This window comes from Streptomyces sp. NPDC006516 (assembly GCF_040611875.1).
Lineage (GTDB): Bacteria > Actinomycetota > Actinomycetes > Streptomycetales > Streptomycetaceae > Streptomyces.
Window position 1 is genome coordinate 42,803 of sequence record NZ_JBEXPD010000022.1, and the last position, 17,206, is coordinate 60,008.

Sequence of the window (17,206 nt, forward strand, 5' to 3'; positions counted from 1 at the left end):
GGTGATCAGCGAAATTGGTCCGAACCATTGACCCAACTGGTCTAGTCCTTCTACGGTCTCCCCCAATGCCTCATCGCGTCCATGCCAACTTCCAGGTGGACCGGGCGGCACCCCCCACGACCAGCCCTCCCCCACGAGGAGCCACAATGACCGGACTTCACCGTCCCCGCGCCCGCCTCAAGGCGCTCGCCGCGACCGTCTGTACCGCCGCACTCGGCGCCGCCCTGCTCGGCGTCGCCGGCACATCCCCGGCAGGCGCGGCCCCCACCGCCTCCACACCGGCCGTCTCCGGAGCCGCCCCGACCGCGGCGGGTGACAAAGTGGTCGGATACTTCACCAACTGGGGTGTCTACCAGCGCGATTACCACGTCAAGGACATCGAGACCTCGGGATCGGCCGACAAGCTCACCCACATCAACTACGCCTTCGGCAACGTCCAGGGCGGCAAGTGCACCATCGGGGACAGCTACGCCGACTACGAGAAGGCCTACACGGCGGAGCAGTCGGTGGACGGCGTCGCGGACACCTGGGACCAGGAACTGCGGGGCAACTTCAACCAGTTGCGCAAGCTGAAGAAGCTCCACCCCGACCTGAAGGTCATCTGGTCCTTCGGCGGCTGGAGCTGGTCCGGCGGCTTCGCCGAGGCCGCGCAGAACCCGGCGGCGTTTGCCGCTTCCTGCTACGACCTGGTCGAGGACCCACGCTGGGCCGACGTCTTCGACGGCATCGACATCGACTGGGAGTACCCGAACACCTGCGGTCTGACCTGCGACACCAGCGGACGTGACGCCTACGGCAACCTGCTGTCGGCACTGCGGGCGAAGTTCGGCACCGGCAATCTGATCACCTCGGCGATCACCGCCGACGGCTCCGACGGCGGCAAGATCGACGCCGTGGACTACGCAGGGGCGGCGCAGTACCTCGACTGGTACAACCCGATGACGTACGACTTCTTCGGCGCGTTCGCCGCGCAGGGGCCGACGGCTCCGCACTCTCCGCTGACCTCCTACCCGGGCATCCCCTCGGAGGGGTTCAACAGCGACGCGGCGATCTCCAAGCTCAAGGGGCTGGGCATCCCGGCGGAGAAGCTGCTGCTGGGCATCGGCTTCTACGGGCGGGGCTGGACCGGCGTCACACAGCCGGAGCCCGGCGGCACGGCGACGGGTGCGGCGCCGGGGACGTACGAGGCGGGCATCGAGGACTACAAGGTGCTGAAGAACAGCTGCCCTGCGACGGGCACGGTCGCGGGCACGGCGTACGCCCACTGCGGCACGGACTGGTGGAGCTACGACACGCCGGCCACCATCACCACGAAGATGGACTACAAGAACCAGCAGGGCCTGGGGGGCACCTTCTTCTGGGAGCTCAGCGGCGACACGACGGATGGCGAGCTCATCAAGGCCATCAACTGACGCAGGCGGGGTAGACGCGTCACAGGGCGGGTCAGGGGTGGGGTGCCGGGCGGGCGCCTCACCCCACCCGTCGTGAGGGGCCGACGCAGGTCAGCTCACATCAGCCCGGCCTGCGTGACGAACATGGCCAGTACGACGACGAGCGTCCAGCCGAGGATGTGCTCGAGGATCTTCGGCCCGTCCTCGGGTCCGCCGGTCCGGGCACGGCGGGCATGGGTGGTCTTCTCGGCTGCGGTCGCGGTCATGGCATCTCGCTCGGTCGGTCGGTCGTGGCATCCCCCCGTGACCCGACCACAGTGCCAGCGCAGGCGCCGGCGCGGTAGAGACGCGGGTCACAGCGACCGGCTGCTGCTGGGACGCCCAAGGCCCGTCCGCCCGTGTCCCCGCCGGGTTCCGGGGCGGGGACGGTACTGCGCCCCCTCGTCATGTGCGCTACGCCATACCCCGAAGCCGGCCTGACCGTCGGCCGTCAGAGGTCCGCGAGGAGGCCGTCGAGCAGGGCCGGCGCCCGGTCGGTGCCGAGGGCCTCGACGAGGACCCGGCCGTAGTGGATCTTGCGCCCCTTCTTCGTACCGAAAAAGCGCCGCAGCTGCTGTTGCGACGTGCGGCCCCGCTGCGCCGGCTGGCGCAGGAAGGTCTGCAGGGCGCGCAGGTCGCCCTCGGCCCGGACGAGCTCCTCCACCCGCTCCGGACCGAGCGCGCGGATGAGTTCGTCCTCCAGGTCCGCCGCGCAGACGAAGAACCCCTGCTCCGCCGCTCCGGCCCGGGCGAGACCACGGGCGTAGTAGGGGTACTCCGCCTCGTCGCACAGCCCGGTGAGCCGGAGGCCGAGGCCTGGGGGCCCCAGGATGTGGGCGAAGCGGGCGATGCTCATGGCACCGCCCATCGGCAGGACACAGATTCCCTCGGCCGCCAGGTCACGGCCCCGGCTCTGTGCCAGCGCGTCGACAGCGGCGACATCGCTCGGCCCTTCCAGCAGGACGGCCGTCCGTACGTCCAGGCGCGCGGCCAGTTGGCGTGCCTGGTCGCCGGGGCCGTGGGCCGCCCATGCGACGACCGCGTCCCTGAACGCCCCCATGTCAGTCATGGGGCGAGTCTGCGCCCCCTCCCGCCTTCGGCGGAAGCGCATTTCCGCCGAGGGCCGGTCACGGTGAGGCCGGGCAGGTGCCGGATGCGCGGCCTGCGCGGATCCGGGCCAGGCCGGTGGAGGACGGCGGGCGGGCCCGTGCCCGCCCGCCGTCCGGGGTCACGGCACGGGTGCGGGCTCGACGGCCACCAGGTGGCCGCTGCCGCTGAGCGACGTGAGGTCGATGTCGGCCACGCAACGGACCTTCACGTAGTTGAGGGTGAGCGTCCCCTCGATGTGCACGCGTCCGGTCCCCTGCGCGAAGTCGGCGTCGCCGAGCTCCGTGGCCGCCCCGTCCACCCGGACACCGAGATCCGTGGACCCCCCGGAATCAGGGAACTTGACGAAGACGTAACCCCTGTCGACCAGGCGTCGCCGGAACTCCGCGTGCGAGGGCGCGGGGCCGCCGACGACGACCTTCTGCCCTTCCTTGGAGAGACGCTCGACGAGCTCGTCCATGAGTGCTTCCTCCATGACTGGTACGGAATGCTGTCAGGTCAGGTGATCGGGCCGGTCAGCCGGTTGTCCGCTCCATCTGGAGGCGCAGGCTCCGGGGGCGCATGTCGACCCACACGTCCTTCACGTAGGCCAGACACTCCTCCTTCGAGCCGGTCATCTCCGTCTCTCTCCATCCGGCGGGAACGTCGAGGTACGTCGGCCACAGCGAGTACTGGTCCTCGTCGTTGACCAGGACCTTCATGCGGTTCTCTTCCATCGCTCTGCTTCCTCTGCTGTCAGGAACGTTCGTCTGCTGTCAGGGACGGGTCACCGGGCCCGTGCGCGGGGCCGGGCTGCGAACGCCGGGCGCGGACCGCTCAGGCGAAGAGCCAGGGCGCTTCCTGCCTGCGGCGCTCTTCGTAGGCGCGGATCTGGTCACGGTGGGAGAGGGACCAGCCGATGTTGTCGAGGCCCTCCATCATCGAGTTCTTCTTGAACGGGTCGATGCCGAAGGCGAAGGACCGTCCGTCGGCGGTCGTCACGGTCTGGGCCGGGAGATCGATGTGCAGGGTCGGCGACGAGGCCGTCGCCAGTGCCTCGCAGATCTCGTCGACCTCCCGGGCCTTCAGGGCCACCGGAAGGATGCTGCTGTTGAAGCAGTTGTTGTGGAAGATGTCAGCGAAGCTGGGGGCGATGATGCAGCGGATGCCGAACTCCCGCAGCGACCAGGGCGCGTGTTCACGGGAGGAACCGCAGCCGAAGTTCTCCCCCGCGACCAGGATCCCGGCGCCCTCCTTCCCCGGCTCGTTGAGGGGGAAGTCCGGGTCGGGCGTGACCCCGTCCTCCAGATAGCGCCAGTTGGCGAAGAGGTGGTCGGCGAAACCGGTGCGGCTGATCGACTTGAGGAACCTGGCCGGGATGATGTCGTCCGTGTTGACGTTGGACCGCATCATCGCCACCGCGATGCCTTCGTGCGTGATGAATTTCTCCACGGGGTTCTTCTCCCTGCGCGTGTGTTCAGAGGTCACGGACGTCGGCGAAGCGGCCCGTCACGGCCGCGGCCACCGCGGTCACCGGGCTGACGAGGTGGGTGCGGCCCCCGCGGCCCTGGCGCCCCTCGAAGTTGCGGTTGCTGGTGGACGCGCAGCGCTCGCCGGGAGCGAGCCGGTCCCCGTTCATGGCGATGCACATGCTGCATCCCGCCTCGCGCCATTCGAAGCCGGCCTCGCGGAAGATGTCCGCCAGCCCTTCCTCCTCGGCCTGCCGGCGTACGTTCATCGAGCCGGGGACGACGATGGCCCGGGTTCCCTCGGCGACCCGCCGGCCGGCGGCGTACCGGGCCGCGAGCCGGAGGTCCTCCAGCCGCGAGTTGGTGCAGGAGCCGATGAAGACGGTGTCCACCGTGATGTCCTGGACGCGCTGGCCGGCGTGCAGACCCATGTACTCCAGGGCGCGTTCCATGCCCGCCCGCGTCACGGGGTCGCTCTCGCCGGCCGGGTCGGGCACGGTGCCCGTCACGTCGGCGACCATCCCCGGGTCCGTACCCCAGGTGACCTGCGGAACGAGGGGGGCGATGTCGAGCTCGTACTCCGTGTCGAACCGCGCGCCGGGGTCGCCGGCGAGCTGCTTCCAGTGCTCGGCGGCCCTCTCGAAGAGCTCCCCCTGGGGAGCGAAGCGGCGCCCGCGCACGTACTCGACGGTGACGTCGTCGGGGGCGACCATGCCGGCCCGGGCGCCGGCCTCGATCGCCATGTTGCAGAGCGTCATGCGGCCCTCGACCGTCAGGGCACGGACCGCCGCTCCGCTGAACTCGATGACGTGGTTGGTTCCGGCGTCCGTGCCCAGGCTGCGGATGACGAACAGCGCGATGTCCTTGGCGGTGACCCCCGGGGCCGGCGTCCCCTCGATCCTGATGTTCATCGTGCGTGGCTTCTGCTGGAGCAGACACTGGGTGGCCAGGACGTGTTCCACCTCGCTGGTGCCGATGCCCACCGCGAAGATGCCGAGGGCACCGTGCGTCGAGGTGTGGGAGTCACCGCACACCACGGTCATCCCGGGCAACGAGAGCCCCAGCTCCGGCCCGACGACGTGCACGATCCCCTGGTCGGCGTCGTTCATGCCGAGCAGCCGCACCCCGAACTCGCGGGCGTTGTCCTCCATCGTCTCGATGCACAGGACGCTCTGGCTGTCGACCACGTCGATGAGACGGCGGCCCGGCATGGTGGGGACGTTGTGGTCGATGACCGCGACCACGCTGTCGGGACGGTGGACGGGGAGACCGCGCTCCCGCAGTCCGGCGAAGGCCTGCGGCGAGGTCGCCTCGTGGGTGAGGTGCCGGTCGATGTACAGCATCGGTATCTCACCGGGCTCGTCGCGCACCGTGTGCGCGTCCCAGATCTTCTCGAACATCGTCTGTGGCATCGTGCGCTTCTCTCCTCATGGGTGCGTGCCGCCGGGGAGACCTGGCGGAGGGAACGGCTGGGACCGGCCGGCGTCCGCGTGCCGCTGCGCGCGTACACCGGAGGGCCGGATCCCGGCGGCGCGGCGCGTACGCCGCACGGCTCGCGCTCAGGAGCCGTGACGGGCATGTGTCTTCGCGAAGCCCTCCGCGAGTTCCTCGGAGGTCAGTTCGCGGCCCAGCTCGCCCGCGCGGGCCAGCAGGCTCTCGACGGTCTCCTGGGACAGGTCCCTGAGGTCGCCCCCACTCGCCATGTAGGCCAGCTTCACGGAGCTCCCGCCGCTCCACGGGCTGACCGACACGGAGGGGACACCTCCGACGGCTGCCGGGTCGACCGCGGAGTACACCGTGCGGGACATCTCCCGCAGTGAGTGCTCCAGCTTCTTGTCGCCGGCGTCGCGGGCCCGGTCCGCCAGGTGGTGGGCCTTGAGGATGGCGTCGGTGTGGATGCCGGACGAGGTGTGGCTGTACCGCTTCCCCAGCACCCCGTGCTCCGGTGTGCTGACACCGACCATCTCCTCGTAGAAGGTGATCAGCCGGAGCAGTTGCGGCATGTCCCACGAGACGGGCAGGCCGGCCTCCTCCTCGATGGCGGCGAAGTTCAGCACGACCTCCTCCAGGGAGGCGTTGCCGGAGCGCTCACCGACACCGCGCGAGACCACATGCACGCGGTCCGCGCCGGCCGCGACCGCCGCCATCGCGTTGCCGAGGGCGTTCCCCGTGTCGCGGTGACCGTGCCAGTCCAGCCGGATGCCGGGCATGTGGAGGGCGTCGAGCTCGTCGCGGACGAAGCGCACCAGCCGGTACGTGCCGAGCGGCCGGATGACACCGATGGTGTCGGCCATGGCCACGGTGTACGCGCCGCTCTCCACCTGGACGCGGGTGATGGCGCGCAGATCCTCCGGCGAGGTCTGGCTCGTGTGCTCGGTGCCCGCGATGACCGGGATGCCCCTGTCCACGGTCTTCTTGATGAAGGTCTCCAGCCCGTGCAGGATGAAGTTGAGGTCCCAGCCCTGGACGAGCCTTCGGGAAGGGGCGCTGCCCATGAAGACGACGGCCTCGAGCCCCGGGTGGACGTCCTTGCACTCGACGGTCCACCGCAGGGACTCCTCCGTACACATGGAGAGCACGGAGGGCACCATGCGGGGGAGTTCGTCCCTCATGCGCGCCAGCAGCTGCTTCATGGTCGCGCTGAGTCTGTTGGCCTCGCCCGGGTAGATGCCGACCGTCGCACAGGTGATGCCGAAGGCGTCCAGCAGGTGCAGGTACCGCATCATCTCGTCGACGCCCGGGTAGCCGGGTATGCCCTGGAGACCGTCGCGCAGGCACTCCGAAAGGATCTGCGTCCTGGCCACCTGCTCCGCGAGCGGCTCACCGGGAATGCCCTGGGGCACGGCGGAGAGGGGGCTCTCGTCGCAGTTCCAGTTGAAGTTGACCGCGATGTCGAGACCGGTGATGTCCGTCTTCGCGTATCCCGTTTCCTTCTGCATGGTTCCTCGCCTTCGTTGTCTGGAATTCGGCCGTTCCGGTGGTGTGCTGCCTTCACTCCGGTGCGACCGGAAGAATGCCGACCGAGAACCGGATGTAGTCGTCGGAATAGCCGAAGGTCGTGCCGGGAATCCCGGCTATTCCGGTCTTCTCCAGAACGGAGAATGCGTCCTCACCGGCTCTGAGCCGGCTCCAGTTGTAGATGGTGGTGTCGTCGTCGACATGGATGTGTTCGAAGAGCCGGTGCTCTTCGTCGAACCGCTGCAACTGGGCCCGCAGACGGGCGCGGCGCAGGCGGTAGAGTCCCCGGATCTTCTCGATCAACTGCGGATTCCGGCGGAAGAGCGAGTGATAGGCCATGAATCTGAGCTGCCATTCACCGGGCAGACAGCTGATGCTGCTCATCCAGCTCGACCGCATCGCGACGGAGAACGCCGCGTCCCCGAAGACCGCCCAGCCGAAGCGGTCCCCGGTGAGGGTGTAGGTCTTGGAGAAGCTGTTCACGTAGATCATCGCCTCGGCCACGTCGGTGGCCGAGGCGAGACTGCGCATACGGGCACGGTCGTCGGCGGGCCGCCCCGTCCCGACGTACGCGAGATCCGCCAGGACGTGCAGGCGGCGCCCGCGCCGGGTGAAGCGGCGCACGACGTCCATCACGGCCGAGAGCTCCTCGGGCGAGTACGCGAGCGTCGTCGGGTTGTTCGTCACCGTCAGGTAGAGCACCCCGATGTCCGGGTTGTCCTCCAGGTTGCGGGTGAGGAGGCCGGCGGTGAGCCTGAACCCGTCCTCGGCCCGCGTGGTGACCCGGTGCAGCCGGAAGCCGTAGGCCTCGGCCTGGAGTTCGGGCATGTTGAAGCCGGGTGCCGCGAAGAGCACCGCTCCGGGTGCTTCGGAGCGCAGCCGGGCGAAGTGGGCGAGACCGCGCAGGATCTTGTCGATGCAGTCCGTCGCGCCGAGCCCGAGGGCCACGTTCTCGTCGGTGGCCTCCACTCCCCAGGCCCGCATGTCCTGGGCCAGCAGGCCGCGCAGCACCGGGTTCCCCACGCCCTGGATGTCATAGACCCGGGGGTCGTAGCCGGACTCCAGGAGCTGCCGCTCGGTCGCCATCATCTCCTCGCGCAGCCAGAGGTAGCCCTTGCCGGAGGCGATGTAGCCGTTGAGGTCCTCGCCGGGCAGGGCGATGCCCAGCTCGTCACCGAGCGTCCGGTAGTCGCGGGCGCCGCCCTCGTCCCCCTCGCACTCGGTGATGCGGCGGACGTTGACGTCGCCGATCGTCCGGTTGACGATCTCCAGGCGGGTGGCGGCCGGGTCGAACCGCCGCTGGGCGCACTCCCGTTCCAGGTCGTCGACGAGACGCGCCATGACCCGGATCGGCGGTTCGGCGCCGTACGTGGGGCGGGCCCTGTGACGCCGGACCATCTCGCCGCGGGCCCGGCGTACGAGCATGCGCTGCTCCGCGAGACCCGGCGGGTCCTGCGGGTGACTCTCTGACCTCATGGCTGGACGACCTTCGTGTGTCGTTGAGCGCGTCTGCGGGGGCTCGGGAAGGGGGGCGGTGTCAGGTCCGCCGGAGCCGGTCCACGATGCGCCGGCCCATCTCGCGGGTCCCGACGGCCGCGTGGCCCGCCTCGGCGATGTCCACCGTCCGGCAGCCGTCCCGGACGACGTGTTCCACGGCGGCCTCGACGGCAGCCGCCTCCTGGTCCAGGCCGAGGGAGTGGCGCAGCAGGAGGGCGGCGGACAGGACCGCGCCCACCGGGTTGGCCATGTCGCGGCCCGCGATGTCGGGCGCGGAGCCGTGGACGGGTTCGTAGAGGCCGAACATGCCGGACGCGGTGCGCCGGGATCCGAGACTCGCCGACGGCAGCATGCCGATGGAGCCGGTCAGCATGGCGGCCTCGTCGGTGAGGATGTCGCCGAACAGGTTCTCGGTGACGATGACGTCGAAGTCGGCAGGTGTCCTGACCAGACGCATGGCGCAGGTGTCGACGAGCATGTGCTCCCAGGCCACCGACGGGTGGTCGGCGGCGACACGTTCGACGACCTCCCGCCAGAGGACCGAGGAGCTCAGCACGTTGGCCTTGTCGACCGAGGTGAGCCTGGACGCCCGGGCCTCCGCGATCTCGAAGGCCGCCCGCACCACCCGCTCGATCTCCTCCTCGGTGTAGAGAAGGGTGTCGACGGCCTCGGTCCTTGCCGCCGTGCGGCGGATCTCGCTGGGCTTGCCCGGCACGGATTCCAGCCGCCCGTAGTAGAGGCCGGCCGAGAGCTCCCGTACGAAGATCATGTCGGTGCCCTTGAGGTGCTCCGGCTTCAGGCTCGACGCGCCGTACAGCGGCTCGAAGGGGTGCACCGGCCGCAGGTTGGCGAAGAGGCCGAGCTCCTTGCGGAGGCGGAACAGTGCCTGCTCCGGCCGGGGGCCGTCCGCCCGGGCCTGCCCCGCGGGCAGACTTCCGACCGCGCCGAAGAGGACGGCGTCGCTGTGGGCGCAGGTCTCGAAGGTGCTGTCGGAGATGGCCGTCCCCTCGGCCCGGATGGCGTCCAGGCCGACGAGGCCCTCGTGGAACGTGAAGGAGTGGCGGTACCTTTCCTCCACGACGGCGAGCACGTCGAGTGCGCAGGCGGTCACCTCCGGCCCCACTCCGTCTCCCGGAAGCACCGCGATCGTTGCCTTGCTCATTGGACTCACCTTTCTGGGACGGATGTGGTTCTCATGCACGACTGAATTCGATGCGATGTCTCCGTCACCGGGTCGATTCCTTCCTGGGGCGGGGGTGGAAGGAAAGAAGGCGTTCCACGATCGTGCCGCGCCAGCAGATCATGTCGTGACCTCCCAGGTATTCCTGGTAATCGACCTCGTAACCCTTGTCCACGAGGACGTCACGCATGTTCTGATGCGTCGTCATCGGGTCGTAGTCGACGATCGCGCGCTCCAGGCTTCCGATGTCCATGGAAAAGCGAAGGGGAAGCCTGGGGCTGTTCTCGAACTGCCGGGTGAGCCATTCCTCTTCCCGCTCGGGCACGCCTTTCCCCGGCCACCAGAACGACCCCGACTGGGATATGACGTTGCCGAACCGAGTGGGGTTACGGAAGGCCGCGTACGCAGCCGCGAGGCCGCCGAAGCAGGAGCCTCCGACGACCGTGCGGGCGGGGTCGTCGGTGACGTGGTAGTTCGCGTGCACCCATGGCATGAGCTCTTCGTCCAGGAACGCGCTGAAGGGCTCGTGGCAGGGCAGTTCCCGGGCCCGTACCTCCTGGTCCTCGTTGGTGTGCATGACCAGGACGTACGGGGGGATTCCACCGGCGTACAGGAGGTTGTCCAGCACGGTCGTGATGGCCGCGAAGTTGTAGTAGGACCATCCGTCGAAGAGGACGAAGACGTTGTAGTCGGCGCCCTCGGCGGAGTAACCGGGGGGAACGTGCACGGTGATGTGGTGGCGGGTCCCGAGGTGGGTGCTGTCCATGGTGTGCATGCGGCTCGTCCCCTTGGGGACCCCGCGGCGCGACAGGTTCCACGGCTGCTTCGGGGCCTGGGGGAGTTCGAGCACCGACACCTTGAACTCGTGCGGGTTGCCCATGAGCGTGTAGTCACGCGGGTTCAGCGGATCGGGCCGGTACTCGGACAGGCGCTGGAGCACCTCCGCGTAGGAGGCGAAAGGGACCATGGAGTTGTTGACCGAGTACAGATAGGTGGTCCGGAGCCGGGAGGGCAGGAAGTACGAGCGGTACCAGAGGTCGGTGCCGGGCAGGTGCTCCATCCGGAACTCGCCGAAGTCGCCGCCGGGTGCGCTGCAGAAGAGCACCACGACGTTCTCGGTGTCTCCGGGGTCCCGCCACAGAAAGGTGACCAGGGTCCGGGAGTCGTCGTCCCCGACCTGTTCCATCAGCGGGGAACCGGACTCCGCCGTCTCCTTCCAGAAGGCATCGAGAGCCTGGTCGTCGCCCGCCTTGACGGCCTTCGCCACGTGGGCGATCCGTGGACTGGTCAGGGTGGTCTCCGCAGCGAACACTGTCTGGTCTCCTTAGCGACGTGCGAGGCGTGCGTGGCTGTGCGGGGCGTACGAGGCGCTGTGCGGGGTGTACAAGGCGTGCGTTTCCCTGCGAGGCGTACGAGGCTGTGGCAGGCGTCGGTGTACGAGGTGCGCGAAGTGCCGTGCGGCGGGCCGGGACAGGGGTGCACGGCGTGTACGGGTGCACGCGGCGTGCGGGGCCGGGCCCGCCCCGGCGGCCGTCAGAGCAGGTCGAAGAGTTCCGCCGCGTCCAGTTCGTCCTCGTCGCCCTCTTCGACGCTCCGGTCGATGATCCGGGCGAGCGCGGCGACGGTCCGGTTCTGGAAGACGGTGGTGAGCATGAGCTGGATGCCCCACCTCTCCTGGACCTCCGTGGCCATGGAGGCCACCAGCAGGGAGTGGCCGCCGAGCGCGAAGAAGTCGTCCTCGACGCCGACCCGTTCGAGCTCCAGGAGCCGGGCCCAGAGCTCCGCCAGGGTCTCTTCGGTCCCGGTGTGCGGTGCCACGTAGCCCTCCCCCGCGCGTGCCTGCCGCACGATGCCGGACAGGTCGGGCAGGGCCTTCCGGTCGGCCTTTCCGTTGGCGGTGAGCGGGAAGGCGTCCAGATGCACGAAGTAGGTGGGCACCATGTACTCCGGAAGCCGTTCCAGCAGGTGCGTCCGCAGCTCCTCCTGGGGTGGTTCCTGTCCGTCCCGCGAGGTGAGGAAGGCCGTCAGCCGCTTGTCCGCCGGCGTGACCTCGTGCACCACGACGAGGCAGGCCAGGACGGCCGGATGGTCGGTCAGGACTGCCTCGATCTCCTCGATCTCGATGCGGTAGCCGCGGATCTTGACCTGGTGGTCCTTGCGTCCCGCGTATTCGATGACCCCGCCGCTCCGGTACCGGGCGAGGTCGCCGGTGGCGTAGAGCCGGCCCGGCCCGAAGGGGTTGGCGACGAACCGTTCGGCGGTCAGGTCCGGGCGTCCCAGATATCCGCGGGCCAGCTGCACGCCCCCGATGTGGAGTTCACCGATCACTCCGTCGGGCACCGGCTCCATCGCCTCGTTCAGGATGTACAGCTGCGTGTTGGCCACCGGACGGCCGATCGGCACGGTGGTCGCCCCCGGGGTGGGCCGGCACTCCCAGAAGCTGACGTCGACGGACGCCTCGGTGGGGCCGTAGAGGTTGTGCAGCCCGCTCTGCGGCAGTGCCAGGTGGAACTGCTCCTGTACCTCGGGCGGCAGGGCCTCTCCGCTGCACACGACATGACGCAGCCCGGAGCAGTACCGGGACACCGTCTCCTGCCGCAGGAACGCCTGCAGCATCGAGGGGACGAAGTGGAGTACGCCTATGCCCTGCTCCTCGATGAGCTCGGCCAGGTAGGCGGGGTCCCGGTGCCCCTCGGGCCGGGCGAGGTGCAGGTGCGCTCCGGTGATCAGGGGCCAGAAGAACTCCCAGACCGACACGTCGAAGCTGTACGGGGTCTTCTGCAGGACGCGTTCGTGTCCGCGCAGCCCGTAGGTGTCCTGCATCCAGAGGAGCCGGTTGCAGATGCCCCGGTGCGACAGCATCACGCCCTTGGGGCGCCCTGTGGATCCGGAGGTGTAGATGACGTAGGCCAGACCGTCCGGGCTCACCTCGACGTCCAGGGGATCGGGGCGTGCGTCGAGCCAGGAGGCGTCGTCCCCGCCGAGTTCGATCAGCCGGACCCCCCGCTCCGCCAGGAAGTCCACCCTGTCCACGGTCCCGGGCTGCACCAGGACGAACGCCACCCTGGAGTCCTCGGCCATGTACGAGAGCCGGTCGGCCGGGTGGTCCGGGTCCAGCGGGACATAGGCACCGCCCGCCCGCAGGACGGCCAGCAGACCGGTCACCAGGTCCAGTGAGCGGTGCATGCACACACCCACCCGGGACTCCGGGCCCACACCGAGGTCCCGCAGCGTCCGTGCCAGCCGGTTCACCCGCCGGTCCAGCGCGGTGTAGCTCAGCTGCTCGTCCTCGTAGGACAGGGCGATGCGGTCGGGCGTGCGGCGCACCTGCTCGGTGAAGAGCTGGTGGAGGACGACGGGGCGCAGGGCCTCCGGGTCCTGGGTGGCATTCCGCTCCTCCAGGATCCGTGACCGCGTGGCGGCGGGCATGAGCGGAAGACGGTGGACAGGTGTGTCCGGCCGTGCCAGGGCGGCTTCGAGGAGCGTGCGCAGGTGCTCGCCCATCCCGGCCACCGTGTCGCGTTCGAACAGGCTGGTGCTGTACTCGAAGGTGTACCGGAGGTCGTCGTCGCGCCGCTGGATGCTGATGCCCAGGTCGAACTTGGCGACGCCGATGCCGTCCCCGGTCACGTCGTGCATCCAGGCGGGCTGCTGCTCCTGCGAACCGGACGGTTCGTCGAAGAGCTTGTCCAGACCGGTGAACATCACCTGGAAGACCGGGCTGTAGCTGAGGCTGCGCTCGGGCTTCAGCTCCTCGACGATGCGGTCGAAGGGCACCTCCTGACGGCTCTGTGCCTCCAGGAGCTTCCAGCGGACCTGGGTGACGACGTCCGAGAAGCCCGGCTGCCCCTCGAAGTCGACGCAGAGCGCGACGGTGTTGACGAGGAAGCCGATGAGCGGCTCGGTCTCGATGCGGCTGCGGTTGGCGACCGGCACCCCGATCACCACCTTGTCCTGGCCGCTGTAGTGCGCGAGCAGGGTGGCGAAGGCACTCAGCAGCACCACGAAGTCCGTGGTCCGGTGGCCGGCCGCGAGCTTCCCGACCTGCTCGACGAGCTCCGCCGGCAGGGTGCGGCTGAGGTTGGCGCCCCGGAAGTCCTGGACCGCAGGGCGGGGGCGGTCGGTCGGCAGCGATATGAGTGCGGGCGCGTCGGCCAGCTGCTCCTTCCAGTACCGCAGGTGCGGCTGGAGCCGCTCCTCCTCCAGCCACTGCTGCTGCCACACCGCGTAGTCGGCGAACTGGAGGGACGGAAGGGCCGGCATCGGCGGCCCCTCGGGGCCGGACGCGTCGTGGATCCTGAGCAGTTCGTCGTTGAGGAGACCGACGGAGTAGCCGTCGAAGACCGCGTGATGTGCGCTGAAGGCGAGGAGTGTCTCGTCGCCTGGAAGGCGTACGAGCAGAGTACGGAAGAGCGGTCCGGCGGTCAGGTCGAACGTCTGTGTCCAGAGCTCCCGGGTGGCGGCCCGGACCTGCTCGTGGCACCCCTCGGGCGCGGTCGCGGTCAGGTCCGCCTCGGTGAGGGACACGGTCCCGGTCGCGGCGATCTCCTGCCACACCCGCCCGCCGCTCTCCCGGAACGTGGTGCGCAGGATCTCGTGGCGGGCGAGCAGCTCCTCCAGCGCGCGCCGGATCCGGACGGGGTCCAGGGCCGTGGGCCTGTGGAGCAGCCATCCGACGGTGTACAGCGAGCTGTCCGGGTGCAGGCGGTCCATGTACCAGAGCCGCTGCTGGTCGAAGGTGGCCGGGACGGGCTCGTCACGGGGTACGGGCCGCAGGGGGACCACGGGGTACGGCTGCTGCTCCTCCATGAGCGTGTCCAGTTCCGCCGCGACCTGGGCGAGGGCCGGCTGTTCGAAGAGGACGCGGACGGGGAGGTCGACGCCGAAGGTCTGGCGGACGCGGGCGGCGACCTTCACCGCGAGCAGCGAGTGCCCGCCCAGGACGAAGAAGTCGTCGAGCACACCGACGGGGCTGTGGCCCAGCACCTCTTCCCAGATCTCGGCGAGCCGGGCCTCGGTCCCGGTCCTCGGGACCGCGTCCGCCGGCAGTGCCCGCACGGGGCCGTCCTCGGGCTGCGGCAGCGCTCGCCGGTTCAGCTTGCCGTTGGCGTTGAGGGGCAGTTCACCCAGGAAAACGAAGGCGGAGGGCACCATGTAGGCGGGCAGCTGCTCCCGCAGATGCGCCCGGAGCGTCTCCTGGGGCTCTGCGGGCTGGGGAGACAGGCCGTCGGGCACCACATAGGCGACCAGGCGTCTTCCCTGCCCCTCCGGGACGGCGAGCACGGCGCACCGGTCCACCAGGGGATGTTGATCGAGCACCGCCTCGATCTCGCCGAGCTCGATGCGGAAGCCCCGGATCTTGACCTGTGTGTCGACACGCTCGACGAACTCGACGGTTCCGTCCGGCAGATAACGGACGAGGTCACCGCTTCGGTAGAGCCTGCCGCCCGGTTCGTCCCCGAACGGGTCGGCGACGAAGTACTCGGCGGTCAGGTCCGGCCGGTTCATGTAGCCGCGGGTCACGCCCGCGCCGCCTATGTGCAGTTCCCCGGGCACTCCGACGGGAACGGGCCGCATGTAGGGGTCGAGCACGTAGAACCGCACGTTGGTGATCGGCCGTCCCATGTGGAGGACGTCCAGGTGCTCGTCGGTGCGGCCCCCGGTGGCGAAGACCGTGGTCTCGGTCGGCCCGTAGACGTTGAAGAACGTACGGCCCGGCGCCCAGGTACGGATGAGGTCCGGCGAGTACGCCTCACCGCCGACCACCAGGGTGCGCAGGTGCGGGAGCGGGTCGTCCGTCGGAAGGGTGGCGAGGGCGCCGGGGGTGAAGTTCAGGCTCTCGATGGCCCGTTCGGCAAGGATCTCCTGGAGGTCGGTGCCGATCATGCGCAGTCCGGCGGCCGGGATGTGCAGCGTACCGCCGGTCACCAGCGGAAGGAGGATCTCCCACACGGAGAAGTCGAAGCTGGTGGAGGCGACCTGCAGGACGTTCTGCCGCCGGTCGAAGCACGGGTTGTCGCGTATCCACGGCACGATGTGCTGGACGCACCGGTGAGCCACCATGACGCCCTTGGGCCGCCCCGTGGAGCCCGAGGTGTAGATGATGTACGCCAGGTTCTCCGCGGTCACCGGGGTCGCGGGAGGCGTGTCCGGCCGGTCCGCGAGTGAGGGCATGGCGGTGTCCAGACAGAGTGTCTCCAGGTCTCCGCCGGGCAGCCGGTCCGTCAGGTGCGACTGGGTGAGCATCAGTCGCAGCCGTGCGTCCTCCACTACGTAGCTCATGCGGTCGAGGGGGTACCTCGGGTCGACCGGGACGTACGCCCCGCCGGCCTTGAGGATGCCCAGGAGGCCCACGACGCCTTCCAGTGAACGGTCGAGGCAGAGTCCGACCAGTACGTCGGGGCCGACCCCCCGGTCCTGGAGCCAGTGGGCCAGCTGGTTGGCGCGGCGGTCCAGCTCGGCGTAGGTGAGATGCCCGTCCTCGTGGACCACGGCGACCGAGTCCGGGGTGGCGCGTGTCTGCGCCTCGACGAGGGTGTGCAGGAGTACGGGTTCGAGGGGGGAGGTGCTGTCGGTGCTCCACTCCCCCAGGGCCCGGTCCCGCTCGTGGTCCGTGAGCAGGCTCACCTCGGCAAGGCTCTGCCGCGGTTCGCTCACCAGCGCGTGGCAGATCTGCCGCAGGTGCCCCGTCATGGCCTCCACCGCCGGTGTGGCGAAGCGGCGCGTGTCGTGGAGGATGCTGATGCCGATCCGCTCGCCCAGGGTGATGGCGGTGTTGAGCGGATAGTGCGTCTGCTCCTGCGAGCCGAGCGCTTCGAAGCGCAGGGAGCCCTCGGGCCCCTCCCCTTCGGGGTAGTTCTCGAAGACGAACAGGCTCTCGAACAGGGGTGTGCCCGCGGGCATCCCGCTCCACTGCTGGACCAGGCCCAGAGGGCTGTACTCGTACTGGCGCATGCTCAGGTTCTGCTGCTGGAGGTCCTGGAGCCAGTCGAGGACAAGGCTGTCTCCGGGGAGCCTGACCCGGAGCGGGAGCGTGTTGATGAAGAGCCCGGACATGTTCTCGACGTCCTCGACGTCGGCGGGCCGCCCGGAGACCACCGTGCCGAAGACCACGTCGTCCGTTCGGGCGTAGCGGCCGAGCAGGAGTGCCCAGCAGCCCTGGAGGACGGTGTTCAGGGTGAGCCTGTTCCGCTGCGCGAATTCCTGCAGGGCCGCGGTCTCCGTCTCGTCGAGGAATGCCTCGGCCCAGGCGTACGGGGCAGGGTCGCCCGGGCCGCCGTCCGGGGCGGCCGGCGGCTTGCCGAGGTTGGGGACGGTCGCCTCGTCGATGCCGTGCAGGGTGTCGCGCCAGTACCGTTCGGCCTGTTCGAGGTCCTGTTCCTGGAGCCAGGAGACGTAGTCACGGTAGGGGCGCGCGGGCGTCCGCTCCAGTCGGCCTCCCTGGGAGAGCGCGCCGTACCAGGCGGCGGCCTCCTGGAGGATGAGGCTGATGCTCCAGCCGTCCAGGATGGTGTGGTGCGCGGACCAGACCAGCTCGTGGCGGTCGTCGGCGACGCGGGCCAGGAGCATCCGCCACTGCGGGGCGT

General features: G+C 69.5%; 12 protein-coding genes. 1 reads left to right on the forward strand and 11 read right to left on the reverse strand.

Annotated elements, in window-relative coordinates; genetic code table 11:
- The first annotated feature begins 146 nt into the window (after positions 1–146).
- Positions 147–1,412, forward strand: a complete 1,266-nt coding sequence (locus ABZY45_RS34065) for a glycoside hydrolase family 18 protein (protein ID WP_356746129.1) — start codon at positions 147–149, stop codon at positions 1,410–1,412.
- Between the two features lie 95 nt (positions 1,413–1,507).
- Here ABZY45_RS34065 and ABZY45_RS34070 read toward each other — a convergent pair whose 3' ends face one another.
- The 11 genes from ABZY45_RS34070 to ABZY45_RS34120 form a co-directional block, all read right to left on the reverse strand.
- The gene (locus ABZY45_RS34070; RefSeq protein WP_145812495.1) at positions 1,508–1,657 is read right to left on the reverse strand and encodes an SCO1431 family membrane protein; all 150 of its coding nucleotides are present in this window, start codon (positions 1,655–1,657) and stop codon (positions 1,508–1,510) included.
- Between the two features lie 224 nt (positions 1,658–1,881).
- Positions 1,882–2,499, reverse strand: a complete 618-nt coding sequence (locus ABZY45_RS34075) for a TOPRIM nucleotidyl transferase/hydrolase domain-containing protein (RefSeq protein ID WP_356746130.1) — start codon at positions 2,497–2,499, stop codon at positions 1,882–1,884.
- A gap of 159 nt (positions 2,500–2,658) precedes the next feature.
- Positions 2,659–3,012: a hypothetical protein gene (locus ABZY45_RS34080; protein WP_356746131.1), complete on the reverse strand. Its 354-nt coding sequence runs from the start codon at positions 3,010–3,012 to the stop codon at positions 2,659–2,661.
- A 40-nt stretch (positions 3,013–3,052) separates the two neighbouring features.
- The gene (locus tag ABZY45_RS34085) at positions 3,053–3,253 is read right to left on the reverse strand and encodes an MbtH family NRPS accessory protein (RefSeq protein ID WP_356746132.1); all 201 of its coding nucleotides are present in this window, start codon (positions 3,251–3,253) and stop codon (positions 3,053–3,055) included.
- 100 nt (positions 3,254–3,353) lie between these two features.
- On the reverse strand, positions 3,354–3,968 hold the full coding sequence (leuD, locus tag ABZY45_RS34090) for a 3-isopropylmalate dehydratase small subunit (protein ID WP_356746133.1): 615 nt from the start codon (positions 3,966–3,968) through the stop codon (positions 3,354–3,356).
- 25 nt (positions 3,969–3,993) lie between these two features.
- Positions 3,994–5,397 (reverse strand): 3-isopropylmalate dehydratase large subunit, encoded by a 1,404-nt coding sequence (leuC, locus tag ABZY45_RS34095; protein WP_356746134.1) that lies wholly within the window; start codon positions 5,395–5,397, stop codon positions 3,994–3,996.
- A gap of 147 nt (positions 5,398–5,544) precedes the next feature.
- Positions 5,545–6,924, reverse strand: coding sequence for a hypothetical protein (locus tag ABZY45_RS34100; protein ID WP_356746135.1), 1,380 nt, complete (start codon positions 6,922–6,924; stop codon positions 5,545–5,547).
- Between the two features lie 52 nt (positions 6,925–6,976).
- Positions 6,977–8,419 (reverse strand): pyridoxal phosphate-dependent aminotransferase, encoded by a 1,443-nt coding sequence (locus ABZY45_RS34105; protein WP_356746136.1) that lies wholly within the window; start codon positions 8,417–8,419, stop codon positions 6,977–6,979.
- A gap of 61 nt (positions 8,420–8,480) precedes the next feature.
- Positions 8,481–9,602 carry a 3-isopropylmalate dehydrogenase gene (leuB, locus tag ABZY45_RS34110; protein WP_356746137.1) on the reverse strand — a complete coding sequence of 374 codons (1,122 nt, stop codon included), beginning with the start codon at positions 9,600–9,602 and terminating at the stop codon, positions 8,481–8,483.
- 64 nt (positions 9,603–9,666) lie between these two features.
- On the reverse strand, positions 9,667–10,932 hold the full coding sequence (gene fes / locus ABZY45_RS34115; RefSeq protein ID WP_356746138.1) for an enterochelin esterase: 1,266 nt from the start codon (positions 10,930–10,932) through the stop codon (positions 9,667–9,669).
- A 221-nt stretch (positions 10,933–11,153) separates the two neighbouring features.
- Positions 11,154–17,189, reverse strand: a complete 6,036-nt coding sequence (locus ABZY45_RS34120; protein WP_356746139.1) for an amino acid adenylation domain-containing protein — start codon at positions 17,187–17,189, stop codon at positions 11,154–11,156.
- Positions 17,190–17,206: the final 17 nt, after the last annotated feature.

Excerpts from the sequence above, each read along its gene's own strand:
- ABZY45_RS34065 (WP_356746129.1), top strand. The coding sequence starts at position 147 with ATGACCGGACTTCACCGTCCCCGCGCCCGCCTCAAGGCGCTCGCCGCG.
- ABZY45_RS34105 (WP_356746136.1), bottom strand. The coding sequence starts at position 8,419 with ATGAGGTCAGAGAGTCACCCGCAGGACCCGCCGGGTCTCGCGGAGCAG.
- leuC (WP_356746134.1), bottom strand. The coding sequence starts at position 5,397 with ATGCCACAGACGATGTTCGAGAAGATCTGGGACGCGCACACGGTGCGC.
- ABZY45_RS34120 (WP_356746139.1), bottom strand. The coding sequence starts at position 17,189 with ATGCTCCTGGCCCGCGTCGCCGACGACCGCCACGAGCTGGTCTGGTCC.
- leuB (WP_356746137.1), bottom strand. The coding sequence starts at position 9,602 with ATGAGCAAGGCAACGATCGCGGTGCTTCCGGGAGACGGAGTGGGGCCG.
- ABZY45_RS34070 (WP_145812495.1), bottom strand. The coding sequence starts at position 1,657 with ATGACCGCGACCGCAGCCGAGAAGACCACCCATGCCCGCCGTGCCCGG.
- ABZY45_RS34100 (WP_356746135.1), bottom strand. The coding sequence starts at position 6,924 with ATGCAGAAGGAAACGGGATACGCGAAGACGGACATCACCGGTCTCGAC.
- ABZY45_RS34075 (WP_356746130.1), bottom strand. The coding sequence starts at position 2,499 with ATGACTGACATGGGGGCGTTCAGGGACGCGGTCGTCGCATGGGCGGCC.
- ABZY45_RS34080 (WP_356746131.1), bottom strand. The coding sequence starts at position 3,012 with ATGGAGGAAGCACTCATGGACGAGCTCGTCGAGCGTCTCTCCAAGGAA.
- ABZY45_RS34085 (WP_356746132.1), bottom strand. The coding sequence starts at position 3,253 with ATGGAAGAGAACCGCATGAAGGTCCTGGTCAACGACGAGGACCAGTAC.